We start from the raw sequence: 18,916 nt of genomic DNA on the forward strand, positions 1-18,916 counted from the left end.
TTCAGAGCGATGCCTTACTTTCGGCCGCTGAAATTCCGGAGGCCAGCAGCGGTCGGCGAACGCAATTCATTTCCATCGGCCGGCTCTTCGAGATCGGCAAGGATCGGGCACTCGGGGCGGTCGTCGCCCGCACAGCTATCGACGAGCCCTTTCAACGTGTCGGCCATCTGCTTCATTGCTGAAATCCGATCGTGAAGGTCGGCGACGTGCTTCTCTGCAATACGCTTTACGTCCGCGCTGTGGCGCGACTGATCGCGCCATAGGCTGAGCAAGTCGTTGATTTCCGCGACCGAGAAGCCGAGATCGCGCGCTCGCCGGATAAAGCGCAACATGTGGACGTCGGCCGGAGAGTAGACACGATAGCCTGAGTCCCTGCGCTCGGCCTTCGGGATAAGGCCGGTCGTCTCGTAATAGCGGATCATCTTGGAAGAGACGCCCGATGCCTTCGCTGCCTGTCCTATGTTCATCGCGTGTGTCCTCGCTTCAGCGTGGTTGGAAGCGGCGCAGCCGCAGCGAGTTGCCAAGCACGAACACACTCGACATCGCCATAGCGCCGGCGGCGAACACCGGCGAGAGCAGCACGCCCCACAAAGGGTAGAGCGCACCGGCTGCGACCGGGATCAGCGCGGTATTGTAGGCGAACGCCCAGAACAGGTTCTGGCGGATGTTGCCGATTGTCGCGCGTGACAGCGCGATGGCGGTAGCGACGCCATTCAGGTGGCCCGACATCAGCACGACGTCGGCCGCCTCAATCGCGACATCGGTGCCGGTGCCGACCGCGATGCCGACGTCGGCTTCGGCGAGTGCTGGCGCATCGTTGATGCCGTCGCCGATGAAAGCGAGCCGGCCATGCTCGGCCTTGAGACGACGGACCGCCTTGACCTTGCCGTCGGGCAGCACTTCGGCGACCACTTCGTCAATGCCGAGCTGGCGGCCGATCGCCTGCGCAGTGCGGGCATTGTCGCCGGTAATCATCGCGACCTTGAGCCCGAGCGCATGGAGCGCGGCGATGGCGGCAGGGGTTGTTTCCTTGATCGGGTCCGCGACTGCGATGATCGCCGCCAGCTCTCCGTTCACGGCCGCGTAGAGCGGCGACTTACCCTCGTCGCCAAGCCGGTCCGCGGTTGCGGCGAAGCCGCCCGCATCAACGCCAATCTGCGCCATGTAGCGATCGGCTCCGATATCGATCCACGCATCCCCGACCTCAGCATGGACGCCGAAGCCGGTGATCGACTCGAAGTGGCGAACCTGCGGCAAGTCTATACCCTCGGCGCTCGCGGCGTTGACGATGGCGCGGGCGATAGGGTGCTCGGACTTCGCTTCGACGGCTGCGATCTGGCCCAGCACGCGGGCGCGATCAAAGCCGATCGTCACCTCGAAGTCGGTCAGCGCCGGGCGGCCTTCGGTCAGCGTGCCGGTCTTGTCGACCGCCACCACCTTGGCCTCACGCAGCAATTGCAGCGCCTCGCCCTTGCGGAAGAGGATGCCCAGCTCTGCGCCGCGCCCCGTTCCGACCATGATCGCGGTGGGCGTGGCGAGGCCCATGGCGCACGGGCAGGCGATAATGAGCACCGCGACCGCATTGACCAGCGCGAAGGTGAGCGCGGGCGACGGCCCGAACACCAGCCAGGCGGCAAAGGTGAGCGCGGCGACCGCCATGACCGCCGGCACGAAATACATCGTCACCTTGTCGACCAGCGCCTGGATCGGGAGCTTGGAGCCCTGCGCCTGCTCAACCATGCGGATGATCTGCGCCAGCATCGTCGCCTCGCCGACGGCGGTGGCGCGGAAGGCGAGCGCGCCCTGCTGGTTGACGGTGCCGCCGACCAGCGCGGCACCGGCCACCTTGGCGACCGGGATCGGCTCGCCGGTAATCATCGACTCGTCGACGAAGCTCGTTCCTTCGATCACCTCGCCGTCGACGGGGATGCGCTCGCCGGGGCGCACCTCGATCACGTCGCCCTCAGCGACCTCGGAAACTGCGATTTCGACCACAGTGTCGCCTCGGCGCACACGCGCGGTCTTGGCCTGAAGGCCGACGAGGCGCTTGATCGCCTCGGACGTCCGGCCCTTGGCACGCGCTTCGAGGAAGCGACCGAGCAGCACCAGCGCGACGATCACCGCTGCCGCCTCATAATAGACGTTGACCGTGCCGGCGGGGAGCAAGCCGGGCGCGAAGGTCGCGACCAGCGAATAGGCGTAGGCGGCGAGCGTGCCGACCGACACCAGCGAGTTCATGTCGGGTGCGGCCCGCAGCAGCGCGGGGATGCCCTTGCGGTAGAAGCGCAGGCCGGGGACGGCGAGCACAAGCGTCGTCAGCGCGAACTGGATATACCAGCTCGTCTGCATCCCGATGGTTTCAGCAATCGCCATGTGCACGCCCGGGATGAGGTGAGAGCCCATCTCCATCAGGAATACCGGTAGCGCGAGGATCGTCGCGAGGATCAGATCGCGCTTCAGCTCGCGGCGTTCGGCGTCCTTGCGCTCGGCCGCCTCGTCGTCGGAAGCGGCGCGGGCCGCCACGGGCTTGGCCTCATAGCCAGCACCCGCGACGGCGGCGATCAGCGCCGCCAGATCGGCCGTGCCGCGAACGGTTGCGCGCTCGGTGGCGAGGTTGACGGTGGCGCTCGCAACTCCGGGGACGGCGTTCAAGGCGCGCTCGACACGGCCAACGCAGGACGCGCAGGTCATGCCCTGAACGACCAGCTCCACCGTTTCGGCGGGCACCGCGTAGCCGGCGGCCTCAACCGCCTTGACCAGCTCAGCATGGACCACCGCCCCGTTTGACCGGACACTGGCATGTTCGGTCGCCAGATTGACACTGGCGTCGGTGACGCCGGGAACCGCCTTCAGCGCACGCTCGACGCGACCGACACACGAGGCGCAGGTCATGCCGTCGATCGCCAGATCGATGGTGGAATCACTCGACTCCGTAAAATCCCTGACCGCTAACATCGCTCACTTCCTCATCTTGGAACTTGATCGACGTATCAAATGGACCTTCCAATCATGGGAAGGTCAAGGGATTATATGGCTCTGTTGCAATCTTGGCGAATGCGCCAGAGTTTGCACCAGAGCCATCGTCGGTATGCCCGGGGGTTTCGAGCACCGAAATCCGCAACTTCCCGATCTCGAAAGCGTCGCCTTCTCGCGCGGTGTCGGCGAAAACAATCTCATCCGCAGGGCTTGGACCATGCAGAACGCGGGCGCCGGTCATTTTGGCCAATACCGGCGATCCCGTGATGAGATCCTCATTTCTGTGCGTTTCGAAAATATGCGTGATCTCCAACCCTTCCACGCGGGCGCGCTCGACATAGATCTCGCAGTCGCGGCGCGGATCGATGACGGCTGCCTTTCCCTGCGAACCGATCAGATAGGAAAGGTGGGAGAGACCGGGGGTCTTTATCTTCTCGAGCAGCATGTTTTGCCTCGTCATTTAGGTGTTTCCGCGAGCCCGCGTCGATCTAGTCGATCCCGAGTTCGGCTTTGAGCGCCGAGACGTTCTCGAAGCGGTCTTCTTCTGGCCGGGCGATAGCGGGCTTGGCGTTGATCCAGGTGTTCTCGCAGACGAATTCGAGCATGGCTGCCGCGAGGTCGGCGTGCCTGCAACGAAAGCAACCCTCGACAAGGCGCTCGTCGGCAATGACGGCTTCACCGGTATAAGGTTCGTCCAGGAGCCAGCCTGGTCGCGCGGCCGTCCATTCTAGGCCTTTCGCGCGCTCTAGGAGATCTTCCATGGCGCGCATCTGTTCGAGAATATTGTGCAAGGCTGATCTTGCTGTGAGCTCGAACCATGCAGGAACGCTGGGCTGCGGCTCTACAAACGCCGCCGATATCACCACGATCCGGGACATACCGGTCGTCGACATCGCTTCCACCAGCTTGCGGGTTCCCTCCGTGTAAAGCGAAGGCGGATAGATCGCCGTCGATGGACTGAACCCTACACCGAGCGCGGAAATGACCGCACGGCAACCTTCGAGCTCGCTGCTGAAGTCGTCATTGAGTACATCGCACTGGAAGTACTCGACATTGTCGACCCGGTCCGATGGTTCGGGCAAGGTGTGCTCGAACGCTCGAACTTCGATGCCCTTGCGAACCGCATGGCGCAATATTTCCGTGCCGGTCTTTCCTCCAGCACCGAAGACCGCAAGGGGGGCTGCATCGGTCACAGGATCAGCTTCCACTGTCGTACCTCATTATGAATTCGGCGGCGCGTGCCGGGCCGATCGTGATCATGGAGCGGGCACCGCCGGACGCTGGCGCCCGCTCGCTCGCTTTCACGCCTCAATGTTGCCGCAGGTCGTGTAACCCCAGAACCCGAACTCGTCCTTCATCCGGGGGCCGGCGACTATGAGCTCCTGCATCTGCAAGCCTGCGTCTCCTTCGTCATCGAGAATGCGCGTACGGATACGAAGCTCACCATTCGCATACTCACCCGAGGCGCTTGCCGTGACAGGGATCAGCTTGCCGTTGATCTTGATCGCCCCGCGACCGCTGTTGTCGTAGACGAATGACGGAAAAGCGACCTCGGTCAGGCGGAACTGGCACGTGTTTTCGGCTCCCAGCGCGGCGAGGTCCGCCTCGCTCATGGTCTCGGGCAGCATGAGGCCGGGGCTGAGATTGGCAAGAGCGCTCGCAGCACTCTCTATCGGAGCTGCCGTTGCCGGAGGATCGAGCTGTGCTTCGCGATCATTACCGATCGCGCTGTTGGTATTGCAGGCCGCCAGTGGGAGGGCTGCAAGCGTCAGAATTGCGATCTTGTTCATTGCTGCATCTCCTCGGGCAGGCGTTCTTCGGTGCGTGGACCGTTCTCCTCGATGTCCTCGATGAGATATTTCATCTCGGCGATCTCACGCCGCTGCGCGACGATGATGGCCTGCGCAAGTTCGCGAACCCGCGGATCCTTCAGGCTCGCCCTCTCGCTGGTCATGATCGCGATCGAGTGGTGCGGGATCATCGCGGCCATGTATTCGGTGTCGTCGACCGTGGTCTGGCTGCGTACGAGCCATAGCGCGAGTGCGAATACGAGGGCTCCGACACCCAGGATGATGAAGTTCTTGGTCCGGTCCTTGTACATGCCCCACATGAAGAGAAGCATGACCACCATCATCATCGCGCCCATGACGAACATCATCCAGAAGCGCGTCTCGCTCCAGAAAACGTCGTCCATGTCGAAGCTGTTGGCATACATCAGGAAGAACATGATCACGGTCGAGGTCGATACCATTGCCATGAACCGCCAGTAGTTGCCGCCCCCTCCACCTTTTTCGTGTGCATCGTGCCTAGCTTCAGCCATATCAATTCTCCTTTTCGCTCATGGTTTGATAGACATATTGGGCGGTGCAACTAATCATCAGGAACCCGGTAAGGGCGGCGATGCCGGAAATGGCGCGCATGTGCCCGGCGGGCAGAATATCGCCGAGACCGACCGTCGAGATCGTGATCAGCGCGAAGTAGTAATAATCCATCCAGCTGTTGATGACGTCCTTCTCGAGCCCGCCAAGGCCCCAGACGGAAGCGAGATACATTCCGCCCGCGAATATGCCGGCGATGACCAGATGGCTGAGAAGAACGAGGCTAGAGCCTGCAAGCAGCCGGAAATGGCGTGGGTCCTTGCCTGGCGGAGAAACGGCTTTCGCCCCGCGCAGCATCAACATGTGGAAGTAGAGAGAGATCGCGAACAGCGCGAAACCGAGAAGCAGTGCCCAAATCATAGCGAGACCCAACCCAGGGCCTTGGCACCCATCCAAAGACCCATACCGATCATGAACAGGTTCTCGGTCAACGATACGAAGCCGAGCGGCACGTTGCTGCCTCCGCCGACGCAAGCGCATTTCAACTCGCGCTTGTCGATGTAGACCGCCTTGAACACGCTGACCGCGCCGACCGTCCCTATGAACAGTGATACCGGAACCGAGACGATCGGAAGCGCGTGCGCGACCATTAATATTCCAGCCAAACCCTCACCGAACGGATATAGAAATCCATATCGTACCCAGCGTCGCGCCAGCAGATCGTAGTTGAGGAACATGGTCGAGAAGCTGCGCACGTCCTGCAACTTCTGGATCGCGAGCAAGGCCATCGATAGGCTGACAAACCATTCGACCGCTTCCACCGTGAAAATCGTGTCGAAAACGTACCAGCTAATTGCCAGACCCAGGAGGAAAGCGACGCCGAAAATGGCAATGACGGGCTGGTAGCTGGTCTCGTCATCACCGGCTTGCGTTCTTTTCTTGCCGACATGCTCACGGACATCGTCGTAACCTCCGATGCGCTCCCCGCCGATGAAGGTTTGGGGGGTGGTTTCTACCCCATGCTGCTCTTTGAACGCATCGGTCTCCTCGCGCGTTTTCAAATGGTGGTCGTCCACCTCGAAACCTTCGCGTTTGAGCAAATCGACCGTTTTCAATCCATACGGACAAACGTGGTCCGGCATGACCATTCGGTAAACGGTGGCAGTTTTGGTCGTCACGATATGCTCCGTCTTGAATTTCTTTTGATACGCGAACTTGGCGCCTCGATCCTCGTCGGCTTTTGGTCGCTGCCTTTGCGCTCGTGTTCTACTAACGGGGTCACCGCCTCTCTTCCGCCGGTCTTTCTGAAGCGGAGTCCATCGCTTGCGAACGCCTGGACAAATAGAACCATTCGGCGATGAAAACGGCGGCAATGCCTGCGACCGCATAGGCGACGACCGCAGGGTCGGTTTTGAGCTTGGCGAAGGCAAAAGCTGTCAGGACTACGCTGTCCGCCACGAGTGCCGACCATAGCACCCAGGCACGCGCACCGATCTCTTCCCGCAAACCGCGCAGCACGCCCCAATGCACAAGCATGTCCATTACGAGATAGAAAAATGCTCCGAGCGAAGCGATCCGCGACAGATCGAACAGGACCGCGAGCGTGCCGGCAATCACTACGGTATAGACCAGCATGTGACTGCGGATCGGTCCGCTCATGCCAAAATGGCTATGCGGGATCATCTTCATCTCGGTCAGCATCGTCAGCATTCGCGAAACGGCGAAAACACTGGCGATGACACCCGAGGTCGTGGCTGCGATCGCGATTGCGACTGTGAAATAGAAGCCAAGCTCTCCGAGCGCGGGGCGCGCAGCTGCCGCAAGAGAGTAATCGCGCGCCTCGGCTATTTCTGAAGTGCTGAGGCTGGCGCCGACCGCCACCGCGACGAGAAGGTAGACGACCACGCATACTGCGATCGAAATGATAATGGTTCTGCCGACATTCCGATGCGGATCGATGATTTCGCCGCCGCTGTTGGTGATGGTGGTGAAACCCTTGAAAGCGAGGATCGAGAAAGCGACCGACGCGAGCAACGCGTCGAGGCCCGAAAGCGCGACCGGCTCTGCGAAGGCACCGCCTGAAAATCCGGTGGCCCAGATCGCCGCAATTGCGAACAGGGCGATGCCGCCGATCTTGATTGCCGACATAATGAGCGAAAACCCGCTGACCGATTTGTTGCCGGCAGCATTCACGAAATAGGCGAAAACGATGAGGGCCAGTGCCGCGACGGAGACCAGAATGCCGCTGCTTTCGAGCCCAAAGGGCCGCAAGGCATAGGTCGCGAAGGTCCGAGCGACCAGGCTTTCGTTGATGACCATCGACAGCGCCATCAGGAGCGATGCCGATGCTGCAACGACGCCCGGTCCGTAAGCCTTCTGAAGGATCATCGCGATGCCGCCAGAGGAGGGCCAGCGGTTCGACATCTTGATGTAGCTGTAGGCGGCAAGCGAGGTAACCAGCGCGCCGACTATGAAAGAAAGCGGAAATAGCGGTCCAGCCAGTTCGGCAATCTGGCCGGTCAGTGCGAAGATACCTGCGCCAATCATGACGCCGGTCCCCATCGCGACACCGCCCAGCAACGTTATCGAGCCCGCATTCTCGCTATGTTGATCGTCGCCATCTGTCTGCAAGTCTTTCCCCTGTCTATGTCATCCCGTCCGAGAAGCATCACGACAAGCAGTACGTTGGGCAGAGGTTCACCCCTTAAAAAAATCCAGCATTTCTGACCGAGCTTTTGACTATCGCATTTCTCCTATTTCGTGCGTGCTGCAATCATACAACTGGAAGGGTCCGGGACTGTGGGGGCAGCCAGCCCGGACCCGGCGAGAAGTTCGACAGGCTTCTGTGTCGCTTCCCGCAATTAGTCCTCATCGCCTGCAACCTTTCATGCCGACGCATGGAGTGGCTTCACCCCCCTTACGGAAAGGACGCGAAGACGCTCTGTCCGGTTGGGCCAAAGGCGATGACGTCGTAAGGCTGGATCCGGTTTCCGGCCTCCATGCCGGGCGATCCCAGAGGCATTCCCGGAACCGCGAGGCCGGCAACGCCGGCGGGCCGTTCGCGCAAAAGCTTGGCGACGGCTTCTGCAGGCACGTGACCTTCGATGATGTATCCATCGACCTCCATCGTATGGCATGACCATAACTCTTGGGGTACGCCCCGCGCGGTCTTGATCGCCGCCATGTCGTTGCTGTCGACCGATGCCACCTTCGTGTTCATCCCGTCTTCGACATGGCCTGCCCAGTTGAGACAGCACCCACATCCTGGATCCCGGAACATCGTATAGGTCGCTGCCTGAGCCACGTTCGAACAGGCTGCCAGCACGAGCAAGGCCGCGCCGCTAATCGATCGCCGGAGCAGCGAAGGCTTTTTCAAATTCATTGTGCAATTCCTTTCTTGTATCCGCGCCATAGCGAGATCGTCCCGGTTGCCGTCGGGAACCGTTGGAGCAGGCATGGCTCGGTGAAGATTTCGGCGAACAGTTTTTCGACTTCGCCGTCGGCGCTGGGCTGCGTGTCGCTAATGCCGTCAAGCGACTGGACGGTCGCCCGGAAGAGGCTCCGCATGAGTGGGCTATCCTGCTTCATATAATCGGCGATCAAGACGGTTCCGCCTGGCACGAGCAAGCTTTCGATGGTTTCCAGGATTGCCTGCTTCTTGCGCAAGGGAACCTGGTGAAGGACGAGGCTGCTGACGATCTTGTTCGGCTGCCACCCTGCGGGCAGCTCGAGGGTTTTCGAGAAAGCCATTGTGCCATTTGACGAGATCGGCTCCCGCTCCAAACTTGCGCCGCGCAAGCGCGAGCGCCCCTTGGTCGGGTTCGACACCGATCAGACCCGCTTCCGGGCAATCCGTCATCAAGGCCTTGAGAAGTGTACCGGTTCCGCTGCCGACATCGATCACCCGGTCGCCGGGGACAAGGTGCAGCTCTTCGACAATCTTTTGTCGCCAGAGATGTTCGCGGGTGAACAGACCGAGCGCCCGGTCGTAAAGCGGCGTCAGAAAGCTCTTGCCAAGAAGAGGCGTGAATTCGCCGTGATCTTCAGGCGCGGTGATATTGTTCACGCGTTCGCTCCCATTCATCCCGGGTTCGACCCGATTCTGGCAGACCCGTCTCGATTACGTATGGTGGGGGACATTCCCTCAAAAAAAGAAGTTTAAGGGATTGTGCAGGCGAGCGCGTATAGGGCACGTGGAACCCACAGGAGTTTTTCGGATGCGTGACAAACACTCTCTTGATGCGGTGCTCGGAACCCTCTCCGCCACCGCCGCTAGCGAGGTCCCCGCCGACTTTATGGATGGCGTTTGGCAGCGCGCCGGACAGCTTGGCGAAATCGCCGACCAACGCCGCCGCACGGCTCTGTTCGTCGGTCTGTTTGTCGTCGGGCTCGGGGCTGGCGCCGGAACGAGCGGTTGGCCCGGGGGGTATGGCACGTCGTCCGCGCCATTTGGCGACAGTGCGATCCTCGGCGAACAGCTGTCCCCATCGGCGCTCCTCCATGTGGAGCAATAGGGTTTGAAGTCGACGCATATCGTTCTCGCGGTGCTTCTCGCAGCGCTCGCAGGATGCCTCGGCGCGATTGCCGCGGACCGCTGGGCCAATCACGAGGCCGGCTCCGGCCTCCACGATTTCGTGCACGACGAGCTCACCCTGACGGCCGACCAGGAGCAGCGTCTCGATGCGCTCGAGGTCCGTTTCGCTGTCGAAAGGGCACGGCTCGAAGGATCGGCGCGTGCAGCCAATGCCCGGCTCGCCCAGGCGATGGAAACCGAGCATGAGTACGGTCCCGAGGTCTCGGCCGCGATCGACGAGGTGCATGCACGCATGGGCGATCTGCAGAAAGCAACGGTGCGCCATGTCTTCGACATGCGCGAAATTCTCGAACCCGATCAGCAACGCCAGTTCGACAGCAAGGTCTCCGACGCCCTGACCCGCGACCCGCGCGACTGAAGCGCCATGTCGGGGGCGGGCGACAATCCGGACGAGGCCCTTGTCTCGCAGGCAAGGGCCGGAAGCAAGCGGGCTTTCAGCAAGCTCGTCGAGCATGAAACGGGTCGGCTTCTCGCGCTCGCGACACGCATGCTTTCCTCTCCTTCTCAGGCGGAGGACGTTGTTCAGGACAGCCTCGCTTCGGTGTGGCTGACGCGCCATCGGCTCGATCCGGACAAGCCGATCGGACCCTATCTGACAACCGTCGTCCTCAACCGCTGCCGGGACCGTTTGCGCAGGCGCAAGGTCGCGGGCTTTTTCGGACTGTCGGGCGATGACGAACTCCATTCCATCGCCGACGATTTGCCGGGTCCTGAAACGTCGGCCGTTTCCAGGGAAGAGCTCAATCTCGTTCAGGCCGAGATCGCGCGAATGCCTGTAAGGCTGCGCGAAGCGCTTGTGCTCGTCACCATCGAGGGGCGTAGCCAGGCCGAGGCGGCCGATCTTCTCGGAACGACCGAAAAGGCGATCGAAACCCGCGTATACCGCGCGCGCAACAGGCTGAAGGAGCGCTTCGAAAAACTTTGAGGGGTTGGATGGGCGCGCGCGTAAGTAACGGTAAACGCCACGTCAGGAGCCCTTTATGATCGCCGTCAATCGACGCAAGTTTCTCGGAGCCGGAGCAGGAGGAATGGGTCTGCTCGGCCTTGCCGGGGCGATGCCTGCCTGGGCACGCGGCGCGGACATCCTCGCAGGTAACGCCCGCAAGGGGCTGGATGAGGTATCCGGCCCCAATATCGACCTCACCGTTGCCCGATCGGTCTTCGCGACCGGTAACAGGCGCGGGGGAGCGATCGCAGTCAACGGCACTATCCCTGGTCCGCTGTTGCGTTTGCAGGAAGGCACGACCGTCCGGCTCAATGTCCATAACCAGCTCGAGGAAGATACCTCGATCCACTGGCACGGTCTGCTCGTGCCGTTTCAGCTCGATGGAGTGCCCGGCGTGAGCTTCCCCGGTGTCAAACCGGGAGAGACCTTCACCGCCGAATTTCCGGTTCGCCAGTCGGGCACTTACTGGTGGCACTCGCATAGCGGCCTGCAGGAGCAGGCCGGGCATTACGGCGCGATCGTGGTCGATCCCGCCGGACCCGATCCGGTTCAGGCCGACCGCGAATATATCGTGGTGCTGAGCGAATTCAGCGAAATGTCGCCCCACATGATTTTCGACAAGCTCAAGAAGGGCGAAGGCTACTTCAACTACAACCAGAACACCTGGACCGACGATTACCCGCTTTCGGGCGAGGATCGCCGGATGTGGGCGAAAATGCGCATGATGCCGACGGACATCCTCGACGTGTCGAGCGCGGCTTATACCTATCTTCTGAACGGCCATGGCCCGCTCGACAATCTGGAATACCTCTTCCGCCCGGGCGAACGCGTGCGGCTGCGCTTCATCAATGCCGGCGCCATGACCTTCTTCAATATTCGCATTCCCGGCCTGCCGATGACCATCGTTCAGGCGGACGGGCAGAACGTCGAGCCGGTTGAGGTCGACGAGTTCCAGATCGGTGTGGCCGAGACCTACGACGTCGTCGTGACGCCGGGCGCGCAACAAGCCTACACGCTGGTCGCGGAGTCGATGGACCGCTCGGGCATGGGTATTGCCACGCTGGCGAGCGCACCCGGCGCTCGCGCCGCCATTCCGCCGCTGCGCGATCCGCCGCTCCTGACCATGGCCGACATGGGCATGAGCGGCATGGACCACGGCTCGTCGGGCGATGCCGGCATGTCGGGAATGGACCACGGAAGTGGCGGCGACATGGCGGGGATGGATCATGGTACCTCCGGTCAATCCGAGATGGCAGGAATGTCGGGCATGCAGATGCGCGACACCTCGCTTCTGCCGCCCGATGTGAAGGTCGGGCCCGGTCTCGACATGGTCTCGATGAACCCGGTCGACCGCATGGGCGATCCCGGCATTGGTCTCACCGATGTGCCGCATCGCACGCTCGACTATCGCAAGCTGCGCGCTCTGACGCCGCACCGTGAGGGCCGCACGCCGTCCCGGCGAATGGAAATCCATCTGACCGGCAATATGGAGCGCTACATGTGGTCGTTCGACGGCAAGAAGTTCTCCGCCGTCTCCGACGAGCCGATCCGTTTCGCCTATAACGAGCGCGTGCGCGTGAAGCTCGTCAACGACACGATGATGGCGCACCCCATTCACCTGCACGGTCATTTCTTCGAGCTGGTCAATGGCGCCCCGGCCGATCGTCAACCGCTCAAGCATACGGTGATCCTGCAGCCGGGTGGTAGCGCGCAGTTCGACCTGACGGCGGACGAGCCGGGCGACTGGGCCTTCCACTGTCACCTTCTCTATCACATGCATGCCGGGATGTTTCAGATCGTCACGGTCGCCAATCCCGACGGGAGCGAAGCATGAAAATTCGTATTGCCAGCCTGCTCGCATCGGTCGCAGCCAGCTCAATTCTCGCCTCCCCCGCGGCGGCGCAGCATGCCGGTCATTCGCCGGCGGAAGCGCAGCAAAGCGCCGAGGCGCAGGCTGACCCCGATACAAAGTGCGAGGAAGAAGCCGAGCGCCATCGCGCGATGGGGCATTCGGTAGCAGATGGAGCATGCGAGCCCGCTACTCGGTCTGAAGCCGCGATGGACCACTCCGAGATGGATCATTCAACCATGGATCATGGTTCGATGACCGCTCAGGACAGTCATTCGGGCATGGCAGTGCCCATGGGCGCTGCCCGTCCACAGGCATCGCCCGAAAGTCATGACGGAATGGATCACGGCTCTATGCCGCAGGGCAAGCCTGCCGAAGGCGCGATGGATCATTCGCAGATGAATCACGGCGAGATGGGTCAGGCGGAGGCCAGTTCGTCGATGGACCATGGGCAGATGGATCACAGCCAGATGAACCATGGGGAGACGCCTTCGCAGGACAGGCAGGGCATGGACCATTCGGCGATGCAGATGGGCTCGGACGATGATATCCCGCTGCTGCCGCCTCCTCCAGAAGCAGGGAGCGGCCCAGCGCGCGCGGCGGTCGCCATCTGGGGCGAGGAAGCCATGAACGAAGCGCGCCGCGAGCTTGTCCGCGAGACCGACGGAGGAATGCGCTTCTGGTTTCAGGGCGACCGGCTCGAGTACCGCGCCCGCGAGGGGAAGGATGGATATCTGTGGGACATCCAGGGATATTATGGCGGCGACACAGACAAATTCTGGTTCAAGTCCGAGGGTGAGGGCAGCTTCGGCGAACCCATAGAAGGCGCCGAGGTCCAGGCGCTCTGGAGCCGCGCCATTGCGCCCTTCTTCGATTTCCAGGCGGGTGTTCGCCAGGACCTGACCGGTCCGGAACGCACGCACGCGGTTATCGGTATCCAAGGGATCGCGCCTTACCAGTTCGAGGTCGATGCCGCGGCCTTCGTCTCCACCAAGGGCGATGTGACGGCGCGTTTTGAGGGCGAACTTGATCAGCGCATCACGCAGCGGCTGATCCTTCAACCGCGTGCCGAAATCGCACTTTCCGCTCAGGATATTCCCGAACTCGGCATTGGCGCTGGCCTCGACCGGATCGAGGCAGGTCTGCGTCTTCGCTACGAGTTCGCACGCGAATTCGCGCCCTATGTCGGCGTTTCCCAGGAATGGCGCATCGGCGACAGCGCGGATTTTGCGCGGGCCGCCGGAGAGGATCCGAGCGTCACCAATTATGTCGTCGGTGTGCGATTCTGGTTCTGAAATCTCAAAAAGGATAGAACTTCCATGACCAAGACTTTGACACGCATCGCGGCGACTGCGCTTGTTGCCACGCTGATACCGCTGCCAGCCTTCGCGCAGCAGATGGACCACTCTTCCCATGCGAACCATCAGATGCACGCGATGGACGCTTCGGCGGACGATGTCGCGGGCGCTGAAGAAACCCTCAAGGCCTATCGCACCGCTCTTGAAGCGCGCGACGCGCAGGCAATGCGCGCGCTCTTCGCCGAGGACTCGGCGATCTTCGAGAATGGCAAGGCCGAAGGAAGCTTTGCCAATTACATGGAGCACCATTTGGGCCCCGAGCTCGACGCGATTGTGAGCTTCACCTTTACCGACCCCACGCTGACCGTCACCCGGATGGGGCACATGGCCCATGCCTATGAGACGTATGGCTATCGCATCGAACTTAGCGATGGCCGGGTGATCGAGCGCGACGGCGTGGCGACATCGGTGCTTGCTCACGATGCGGACGGGTGGAGAATCGTCCAGTACCATTCCTCGTCGCGCGCGCCGCGCAACTGATTACGGCTCTCGAAGAGGTAGCACCGGTTGGCAACGCCGTCGCTGAAGCTGCGCCTGCATGTGCTCGGCAGCAAGATCCACAAATGGCTGGCGATTTTCGTCGGTGTCCAGGTTCTCTTGTGGATGGGAACCGGCGCCCTCATGTCGTTTCTCGACCTGGAAGAAGTTCGCTCCGAACATGTCGTTTCGCGTGAACAAGAGGCGCTGCCCGCCGATGCCCCGCTCCCGGCCTGGGTCGCAAACGACGGTACTCTTGCAGCGGTAACGACACGTTCGCTCGACGGCGATGCCGTGACCGAGGTCCGCAAGGTTGACGGTAGCGTGAGCCTCCACGATCCGGTGACTGGGCGTAAACTCTCCCCCATCTCGGCGGCAACGGCAAAATCCATCGCCTTGCGCGCATGGACCGGGCCGCGCACGACCATCGAGGCCGCACGGATCGTCGATGACCCCATCGGAACCGAGTTTCGCGGCCCTTTTCCGGCCTGGCAGGTCACCTATGCTGACGAGGCTTCGACGCGCATCTACATCGATGCCGCCAGCGGCACGCTCGGGGCGGCGCGCAGCGATACATGGCGCCTGTTCGATTTCATCTGGGGCCTCCACATCATGGACTGGACCGAGCGCGACCGCATCAACAGTTGGTGGCTGCTGCTGTTCGGCATTGGCGGCACGATCATAGCCCTGTCGGGTTTCGTCCTGCTGGCGAACCGGATGCCGAGGCTGCGTCGTCGCACAAAGAAGAGCAAGCTCGCCTGAGCCCATGGGGCTCATTCGCGTGGGCGAACGTCGAAACCCCGTTCGCCAGGCCGAACGGGGCCAGGAGCCGAATGCGTTCGACGATCGCGATCGTGTCGTCAGCAGACGTGATGCTGCGGGGGCACATCTGTCGCCCCAAAACCATCAAATTAATGTGAGGGGCAGGCGGCTGCCGTGCGTATCAGGCACATTAGGTCGCCCTGCAACTGCCGGGCCGGGAGACATACGAGACATGAAAGCCCCCTCATTTCTGGCGCTGCTCGCCGCAAGCCTGCTCTTCGTCGGACCCGTTCAGGCTCATGGCGACGAAAAGCACGGCGAAGAGGCGAGCGCCGCGCCTGCTGCCACCAATGGCGATGTGCACGACCAGGCGGCCATGGCGCAGATGGGCGAGACTGCGGATGCTGGCGAGTCCTCCGGCGCGCACGACGAGGCCGGTGGCCATGCGGATGAGAGCGAAACCGGCGTCATGGCCGTACTGAAAAAGCTGCATCCGGCAACGATCCACTTCCCGATCGCCTTGTTTTTCATGGCTGCGGCCACCGAATTGTTCGTGATGCGCCGGAAAGGAGCGGGCCTGGAAAGTGCGGTGCGCGTACTCGTCTACGGCGGAGCAATCGGCGCAGTCGTCGCAGTTCTGTTCGGATGGATTCACACCGGTCTGTGGTTCGGCGGCGATACTGTCATGCAAGTCCATCGATGGACCGGTATGCTGATCGCGGTTCTCGGTATTGCGATGGCATACCTCGCGAGCAGGCCGAGCCAGAGCCGCGCATGGTTGCGCGCGTCGATCTTCTCCATGGCGGCACTCGTTCTCATCCAGGGGTTCCTTGGCGGCGAGCTCGCGCACGGACCGGACCATCTTGGCGTTTCGTGGCTCTGAAGGAGTTGAATAACATGCGAATTCTGAAATCGAACACCGCGATAGCATTTCTCGCGACCGCGCCATTGACGTTCGCTCTCGCCGCTTGTGACCAAGCGCAGGAGAGCACACCGGCTGCTGAGGTTTCGCCTATGGGCGGAACTGCGGTGATGCCTGGCACGGCACCCGAGGCGGGTCTTGCAGACCCGGCAACCTCTCCCTCCGAAAATGAGGCAGCGGCCGCACGTCAGGACGCTCTTTCGACAATTGGCGCCGCCACGCCTGCGTCACGGCGCGCTGTCCCGCCCGCATCACGCGCAACTGCCACACCCGCAGCGCCAGCAACGCGCACGCAACCCGCGAGCGAGGCGACCCCGCCCGCCGATCCCCATGCGGGCCATGACATGTCCTCGATGGCCGATCACGACATGGACAGCATGTGATCGGGCGCGTTCCCCGGTGACACGGCTATTCAGGAGATACCCTGGGCAGGAAACCGCAACGAACAACGCAAGATCAGGAAAGGACGGCCCCGCCTCCCCCCGAAGCCCTGCGGGTCGCAGGTGCCCCCAAGGGGTCGTTCAGGAACCCCGCGTGAAGACCAACCCGCGCGGGGTTCCGTTTGCCCGGCTTCGCTGTCGCCGTGCCAGGCGCATCCCGGTAGGGCTTTGTGCTATGTGAGCAGCGTGCAGACGATCGCCTCGTTGGCTATGAAAGGAACCGCATATGTCGGAAACGGGAAAAGCCGGGGCGCTGTCGCGCTGGGAAGACGAAGGCGGGGCATTGCCCTGCGGGCCGCAGGAAGCGCTCGCTGCCGATTGCGAGAAATGGGATATTCCGCCACTTTCCGATGCCGAGATCATCCAATTGCGCATCAGGGTGATCGCCCTTGAGAACATGGTGCTCGGCCTTCTGTCGAAGGCCAGCGCCGATCAGCTTGCAGCAATCGAAGAAATCGCGGAATTCATATCCCCGCGTGCCGATGCGAAGCCGCATCCGCTTACCCTGCATGCCGCCACCCAGATGGAGCACTTCGTCGAGCGCGCCCGGCGGCTTCGCGAGCAACCCACCGCTGATTGAGCGACGCATGACCGGGCCACGAATGCTGGCCTTCCTCGCCGCGGCCCGACCGATGATCCGAAAAGAGTGCGATGGACCTTGATACGCTTCTCATCCGCTATTTTGGCACTGCCGATCCTGGAGCGACTGGCGCAGAAACCTTGGCCTCGGGGATCGAGCGATGCCAGGTCGATCTCGGTCTGGAGCAGGACCGGGGAAAACGCTTTGCCCTGTGGGCCATGCTCTACCTGCTCGGGTCTGCCCCCGACCTCGACGTGGCCTTCGAGAACGAGGAAGACCGGGAAGCAGCCCGCAACTTCATGGATCTCCTGGCGGCATCGGAAGGCAATGAGGTAAGCTGATTGCAGCAGGGTCCTGGCACCTTCAGACCCGCACCCGATACCCATCCGGCTTTCTTCGCGAACAGTCCTGAACCAGGTCAGCTGAGGAGCCGCAACCCGTTCCTTTCCGGCCGTGTTGGCGGCTTCGCCGCCTGCCCGCACCACTCGTCATGAACAGGTTTCCCTTCGGCCCTTCAGGCCTGCGGTGCAGTCCTCCCATGCCCTGCTTCTTCTGGATGTTCGCAAGCCGGAGATGGTCTCCGGTTTGAGGAACTGAAGGAATTTCATCATGACCAATATCGCAATCCTCACCGGCCGCATCGCCCGCGATCCCGACACCCGCGAGACCAAGGGCGGCACCAGCGTCACCGGGATCACCGTCGTCACCGATCGTCCTGCACGCGACAAGGACGGCAAGACCTACAAGGACGAGAACGGCTACACCGCCAAGGACAGCGAATTCCACCGTGTGACCTGCTTCAACGGCCTCGCCAAGACCGTCGGTCAGTACTGCTCGAAAGGCCAGCTGGTCTCGGTCCAGGGCCCCATCCACTACACGCAGTGGGAAGACCAGGACGGTGTGACGCGGTATGGCTCGGAGATCCTTGCCGACAAGGTCGATTTCCTCTCGCGGGCCAATGGCGGCGACAACCAGGACGCCCCTCCGATCGACTGATCCGGCGCCATCGAACCAGCCAAAGGAGGCTCTGCCGGAAACGGCAGGGCCTCTTTCGCTGTTCACCCTTCCTTTCGCTCGGTCTTTTCTCCGGGGAATAGCCAGGCGCTGCCCGGAGGGCCCGACCCATTATGGCAGCGATCATCTGAAACGGTCGTTTGAGGTGGACTGGATTGGCCTGGCTTACCGCATTTCCAGCATGATGGTCCCGCGCCGCCCGCATCAAGGACGGCAGGGGCCCCACCATTTTGTCCGCCGCCGGATTGCATCCGGCACCGGACAAAACCGTTTCCCCCTGCGCCGCTTCGCGGTCGCCCTGTCAGGCGATCCTGTGACCCGGTCTGCCCGGGCCCATCGGCCAACCTCCTGTCGTCTCGCGACAGATTTCAGGAGGATTATCATGACCTATTTCACGAAATGCACACTGCCTTCGCGCAATTATTTCGAGGCTCTGGAAACAGCTGAGCAACGGGCCTTGCACAGCTTCTTCGACCAGCATGTTATCGAGGATGACGAACTCGGATATCGCGCGGTCGACGAAGGCGACTACAATGCGCTGCCCCCGCATCTTGCGATCCGGGTCGTTCATACCGTCCATGGCGGAATGCTCGACGAATTCTGAGGCATTCTGCAGGGCAGGGACCGGCAGCGGTTCCTGCCCTTTTTTCGTGTCTCTTATGGGCTGAGCTACAGGTTCA

Annotated in this window: 26 protein-coding genes; 14 read left to right on the forward strand and 12 right to left on the reverse strand. The window is 61.9% G+C overall.

Translation table 11 applies throughout. From position 1 onward, the window contains the following. Nucleotides 1–14: 14 nt before the first annotated feature. From cueR to ACIGGE_RS05595, 12 genes are all read right to left on the reverse strand, one after another. Nucleotides 15–467, reverse strand: coding sequence for a Cu(I)-responsive transcriptional regulator (gene cueR / locus ACIGGE_RS05540; RefSeq protein ID WP_067674553.1), 453 nt, complete (start codon nt 465–467; stop codon nt 15–17). A gap of 16 nt (nt 468–483) precedes the next feature. Beyond that, nucleotides 484–2,955 (reverse strand): heavy metal translocating P-type ATPase, encoded by a 2,472-nt coding sequence (locus ACIGGE_RS05545; RefSeq protein WP_067674551.1) that lies wholly within the window; start codon nt 2,953–2,955, stop codon nt 484–486. Between the two features lie 52 nt (nt 2,956–3,007). Beyond that, on the reverse strand, nt 3,008–3,436 hold the full coding sequence (locus tag ACIGGE_RS05550) for an MBL fold metallo-hydrolase (RefSeq protein ID WP_397489660.1): 429 nt from the start codon (nt 3,434–3,436) through the stop codon (nt 3,008–3,010). A gap of 28 nt (nt 3,437–3,464) precedes the next feature. Next, nucleotides 3,465–4,169, reverse strand: a complete 705-nt coding sequence (locus tag ACIGGE_RS05555) for an NAD(P)-dependent oxidoreductase (RefSeq protein WP_397489933.1) — start codon at nt 4,167–4,169, stop codon at nt 3,465–3,467. 108 nt (nt 4,170–4,277) lie between these two features. Beyond that, nucleotides 4,278–4,766 (reverse strand): DUF6692 family protein, encoded by a 489-nt coding sequence (locus ACIGGE_RS05560; protein ID WP_067674541.1) that lies wholly within the window; start codon nt 4,764–4,766, stop codon nt 4,278–4,280. Beyond that, entirely contained in the window at nt 4,763–5,227 is a 465-nt protein-coding gene (locus ACIGGE_RS05565) for a DUF305 domain-containing protein (RefSeq protein ID WP_054527902.1), read from the reverse strand. Before ACIGGE_RS05565 ends, ACIGGE_RS05560 begins: the two co-directional genes overlap by 4 nt. 70 nt (nt 5,228–5,297) lie before the next feature. Beyond that, entirely contained in the window at nt 5,298–5,714 is a 417-nt protein-coding gene (locus ACIGGE_RS05570; RefSeq protein ID WP_008603934.1) for a potassium channel family protein, read from the reverse strand. After that, a complete protein-coding gene (locus ACIGGE_RS05575) occupies nt 5,711–6,442 on the reverse strand; it encodes a glutaredoxin (RefSeq protein WP_067674539.1) in 732 nt (243 codons plus the stop codon). Before ACIGGE_RS05575 ends, ACIGGE_RS05570 begins: the two co-directional genes overlap by 4 nt. Before the next feature lie 130 nt (nt 6,443–6,572). Then, nucleotides 6,573–7,925: an APC family permease gene (locus ACIGGE_RS05580; protein WP_009823996.1), complete on the reverse strand. Its 1,353-nt coding sequence runs from the start codon at nt 7,923–7,925 to the stop codon at nt 6,573–6,575. Nucleotides 7,926–8,211: 286 nt separating this feature from the next. Continuing rightward, the gene (locus ACIGGE_RS05585; RefSeq protein ID WP_008603937.1) at nt 8,212–8,676 is read right to left on the reverse strand and encodes a DUF411 domain-containing protein; all 465 of its coding nucleotides are present in this window, start codon (nt 8,674–8,676) and stop codon (nt 8,212–8,214) included. Continuing rightward, nucleotides 8,673–8,861, reverse strand: coding sequence for a hypothetical protein (locus ACIGGE_RS05590; protein WP_318254388.1), 189 nt, complete (start codon nt 8,859–8,861; stop codon nt 8,673–8,675). The genes ACIGGE_RS05585 and ACIGGE_RS05590 overlap by 4 nt, the downstream gene beginning before the upstream one ends. Nucleotides 8,862–8,868: 7 nt before the next feature. Continuing rightward, nucleotides 8,869–9,153, reverse strand: coding sequence for a hypothetical protein (locus ACIGGE_RS05595; protein ID WP_397489934.1), 285 nt, complete (start codon nt 9,151–9,153; stop codon nt 8,869–8,871). Here ACIGGE_RS05595 and ACIGGE_RS05600 point away from each other — a divergent pair. The 14 genes from ACIGGE_RS05600 (at nt 9,046) to ACIGGE_RS05665 (ending at nt 18,840) form a co-directional block, all read left to right on the forward strand. Continuing rightward, the gene (locus tag ACIGGE_RS05600; protein ID WP_397489946.1) at nt 9,046–9,456 is read left to right on the forward strand and encodes a hypothetical protein; all 411 of its coding nucleotides are present in this window, start codon (nt 9,046–9,048) and stop codon (nt 9,454–9,456) included. The genes ACIGGE_RS05595 and ACIGGE_RS05600 overlap by 108 nt on opposite strands. 55 nt (nt 9,457–9,511) lie before the next feature. After that, nucleotides 9,512–9,808, forward strand: coding sequence for a hypothetical protein (locus ACIGGE_RS05605; RefSeq protein ID WP_067674535.1), 297 nt, complete (start codon nt 9,512–9,514; stop codon nt 9,806–9,808). A gap of 3 nt (nt 9,809–9,811) precedes the next feature. Continuing rightward, nucleotides 9,812–10,246, forward strand: a complete 435-nt coding sequence (locus tag ACIGGE_RS05610; RefSeq protein WP_067674533.1) for a Spy/CpxP family protein refolding chaperone — start codon at nt 9,812–9,814, stop codon at nt 10,244–10,246. 6 nt (nt 10,247–10,252) lie between these two features. Continuing rightward, on the forward strand, nt 10,253–10,813 hold the full coding sequence (locus tag ACIGGE_RS05615; RefSeq protein WP_067674531.1) for an RNA polymerase sigma factor: 561 nt from the start codon (nt 10,253–10,255) through the stop codon (nt 10,811–10,813). A 55-nt stretch (nt 10,814–10,868) separates the two neighbouring features. Then, nucleotides 10,869–12,668, forward strand: coding sequence for a copper resistance system multicopper oxidase (locus ACIGGE_RS05620; protein ID WP_397489661.1), 1,800 nt, complete (start codon nt 10,869–10,871; stop codon nt 12,666–12,668). Further along, nucleotides 12,665–13,978 (forward strand): copper resistance protein B, encoded by a 1,314-nt coding sequence (locus ACIGGE_RS05625; protein ID WP_397489662.1) that lies wholly within the window; start codon nt 12,665–12,667, stop codon nt 13,976–13,978. The genes ACIGGE_RS05620 and ACIGGE_RS05625 overlap by 4 nt, the downstream gene beginning before the upstream one ends. A gap of 24 nt (nt 13,979–14,002) precedes the next feature. Then, nucleotides 14,003–14,521 (forward strand): nuclear transport factor 2 family protein, encoded by a 519-nt coding sequence (locus ACIGGE_RS05630; RefSeq protein WP_009823989.1) that lies wholly within the window; start codon nt 14,003–14,005, stop codon nt 14,519–14,521. 27 nt (nt 14,522–14,548) lie between these two features. Further along, nucleotides 14,549–15,280: a PepSY domain-containing protein gene (locus ACIGGE_RS05635; RefSeq protein WP_067674525.1), complete on the forward strand. Its 732-nt coding sequence runs from the start codon at nt 14,549–14,551 to the stop codon at nt 15,278–15,280. Nucleotides 15,281–15,512: 232 nt separating this feature from the next. Next, nucleotides 15,513–16,163, forward strand: coding sequence for a DUF2231 domain-containing protein (locus ACIGGE_RS05640; protein ID WP_067674523.1), 651 nt, complete (start codon nt 15,513–15,515; stop codon nt 16,161–16,163). A gap of 14 nt (nt 16,164–16,177) precedes the next feature. After that, nucleotides 16,178–16,585: a hypothetical protein gene (locus tag ACIGGE_RS05645; RefSeq protein ID WP_156492842.1), complete on the forward strand. Its 408-nt coding sequence runs from the start codon at nt 16,178–16,180 to the stop codon at nt 16,583–16,585. A gap of 283 nt (nt 16,586–16,868) precedes the next feature. Beyond that, complete coding sequence (locus ACIGGE_RS05650) at nt 16,869–17,222, forward strand: hypothetical protein (protein WP_010240464.1); 354 nt, start codon at nt 16,869–16,871, stop codon at nt 17,220–17,222. A gap of 71 nt (nt 17,223–17,293) precedes the next feature. Further along, nucleotides 17,294–17,563 (forward strand): hypothetical protein, encoded by a 270-nt coding sequence (locus ACIGGE_RS05655; protein ID WP_067674521.1) that lies wholly within the window; start codon nt 17,294–17,296, stop codon nt 17,561–17,563. 268 nt (nt 17,564–17,831) lie between these two features. Then, nucleotides 17,832–18,218 (forward strand): single-stranded DNA-binding protein, encoded by a 387-nt coding sequence (locus ACIGGE_RS05660; protein WP_397489663.1) that lies wholly within the window; start codon nt 17,832–17,834, stop codon nt 18,216–18,218. A 400-nt stretch (nt 18,219–18,618) separates the two neighbouring features. Further along, nucleotides 18,619–18,840, forward strand: coding sequence for a hypothetical protein (locus ACIGGE_RS05665; RefSeq protein WP_010240235.1), 222 nt, complete (start codon nt 18,619–18,621; stop codon nt 18,838–18,840). The last annotated feature ends 76 nt before the right edge of the window (nt 18,841–18,916 follow it).

The sequence above is a fragment of the Qipengyuania sp. NPDC077410 genome (genome assembly GCF_044543405.1).
GTDB classification, from domain to species: Bacteria; Pseudomonadota; Alphaproteobacteria; order Sphingomonadales; family Sphingomonadaceae; genus Qipengyuania; species Qipengyuania pacifica.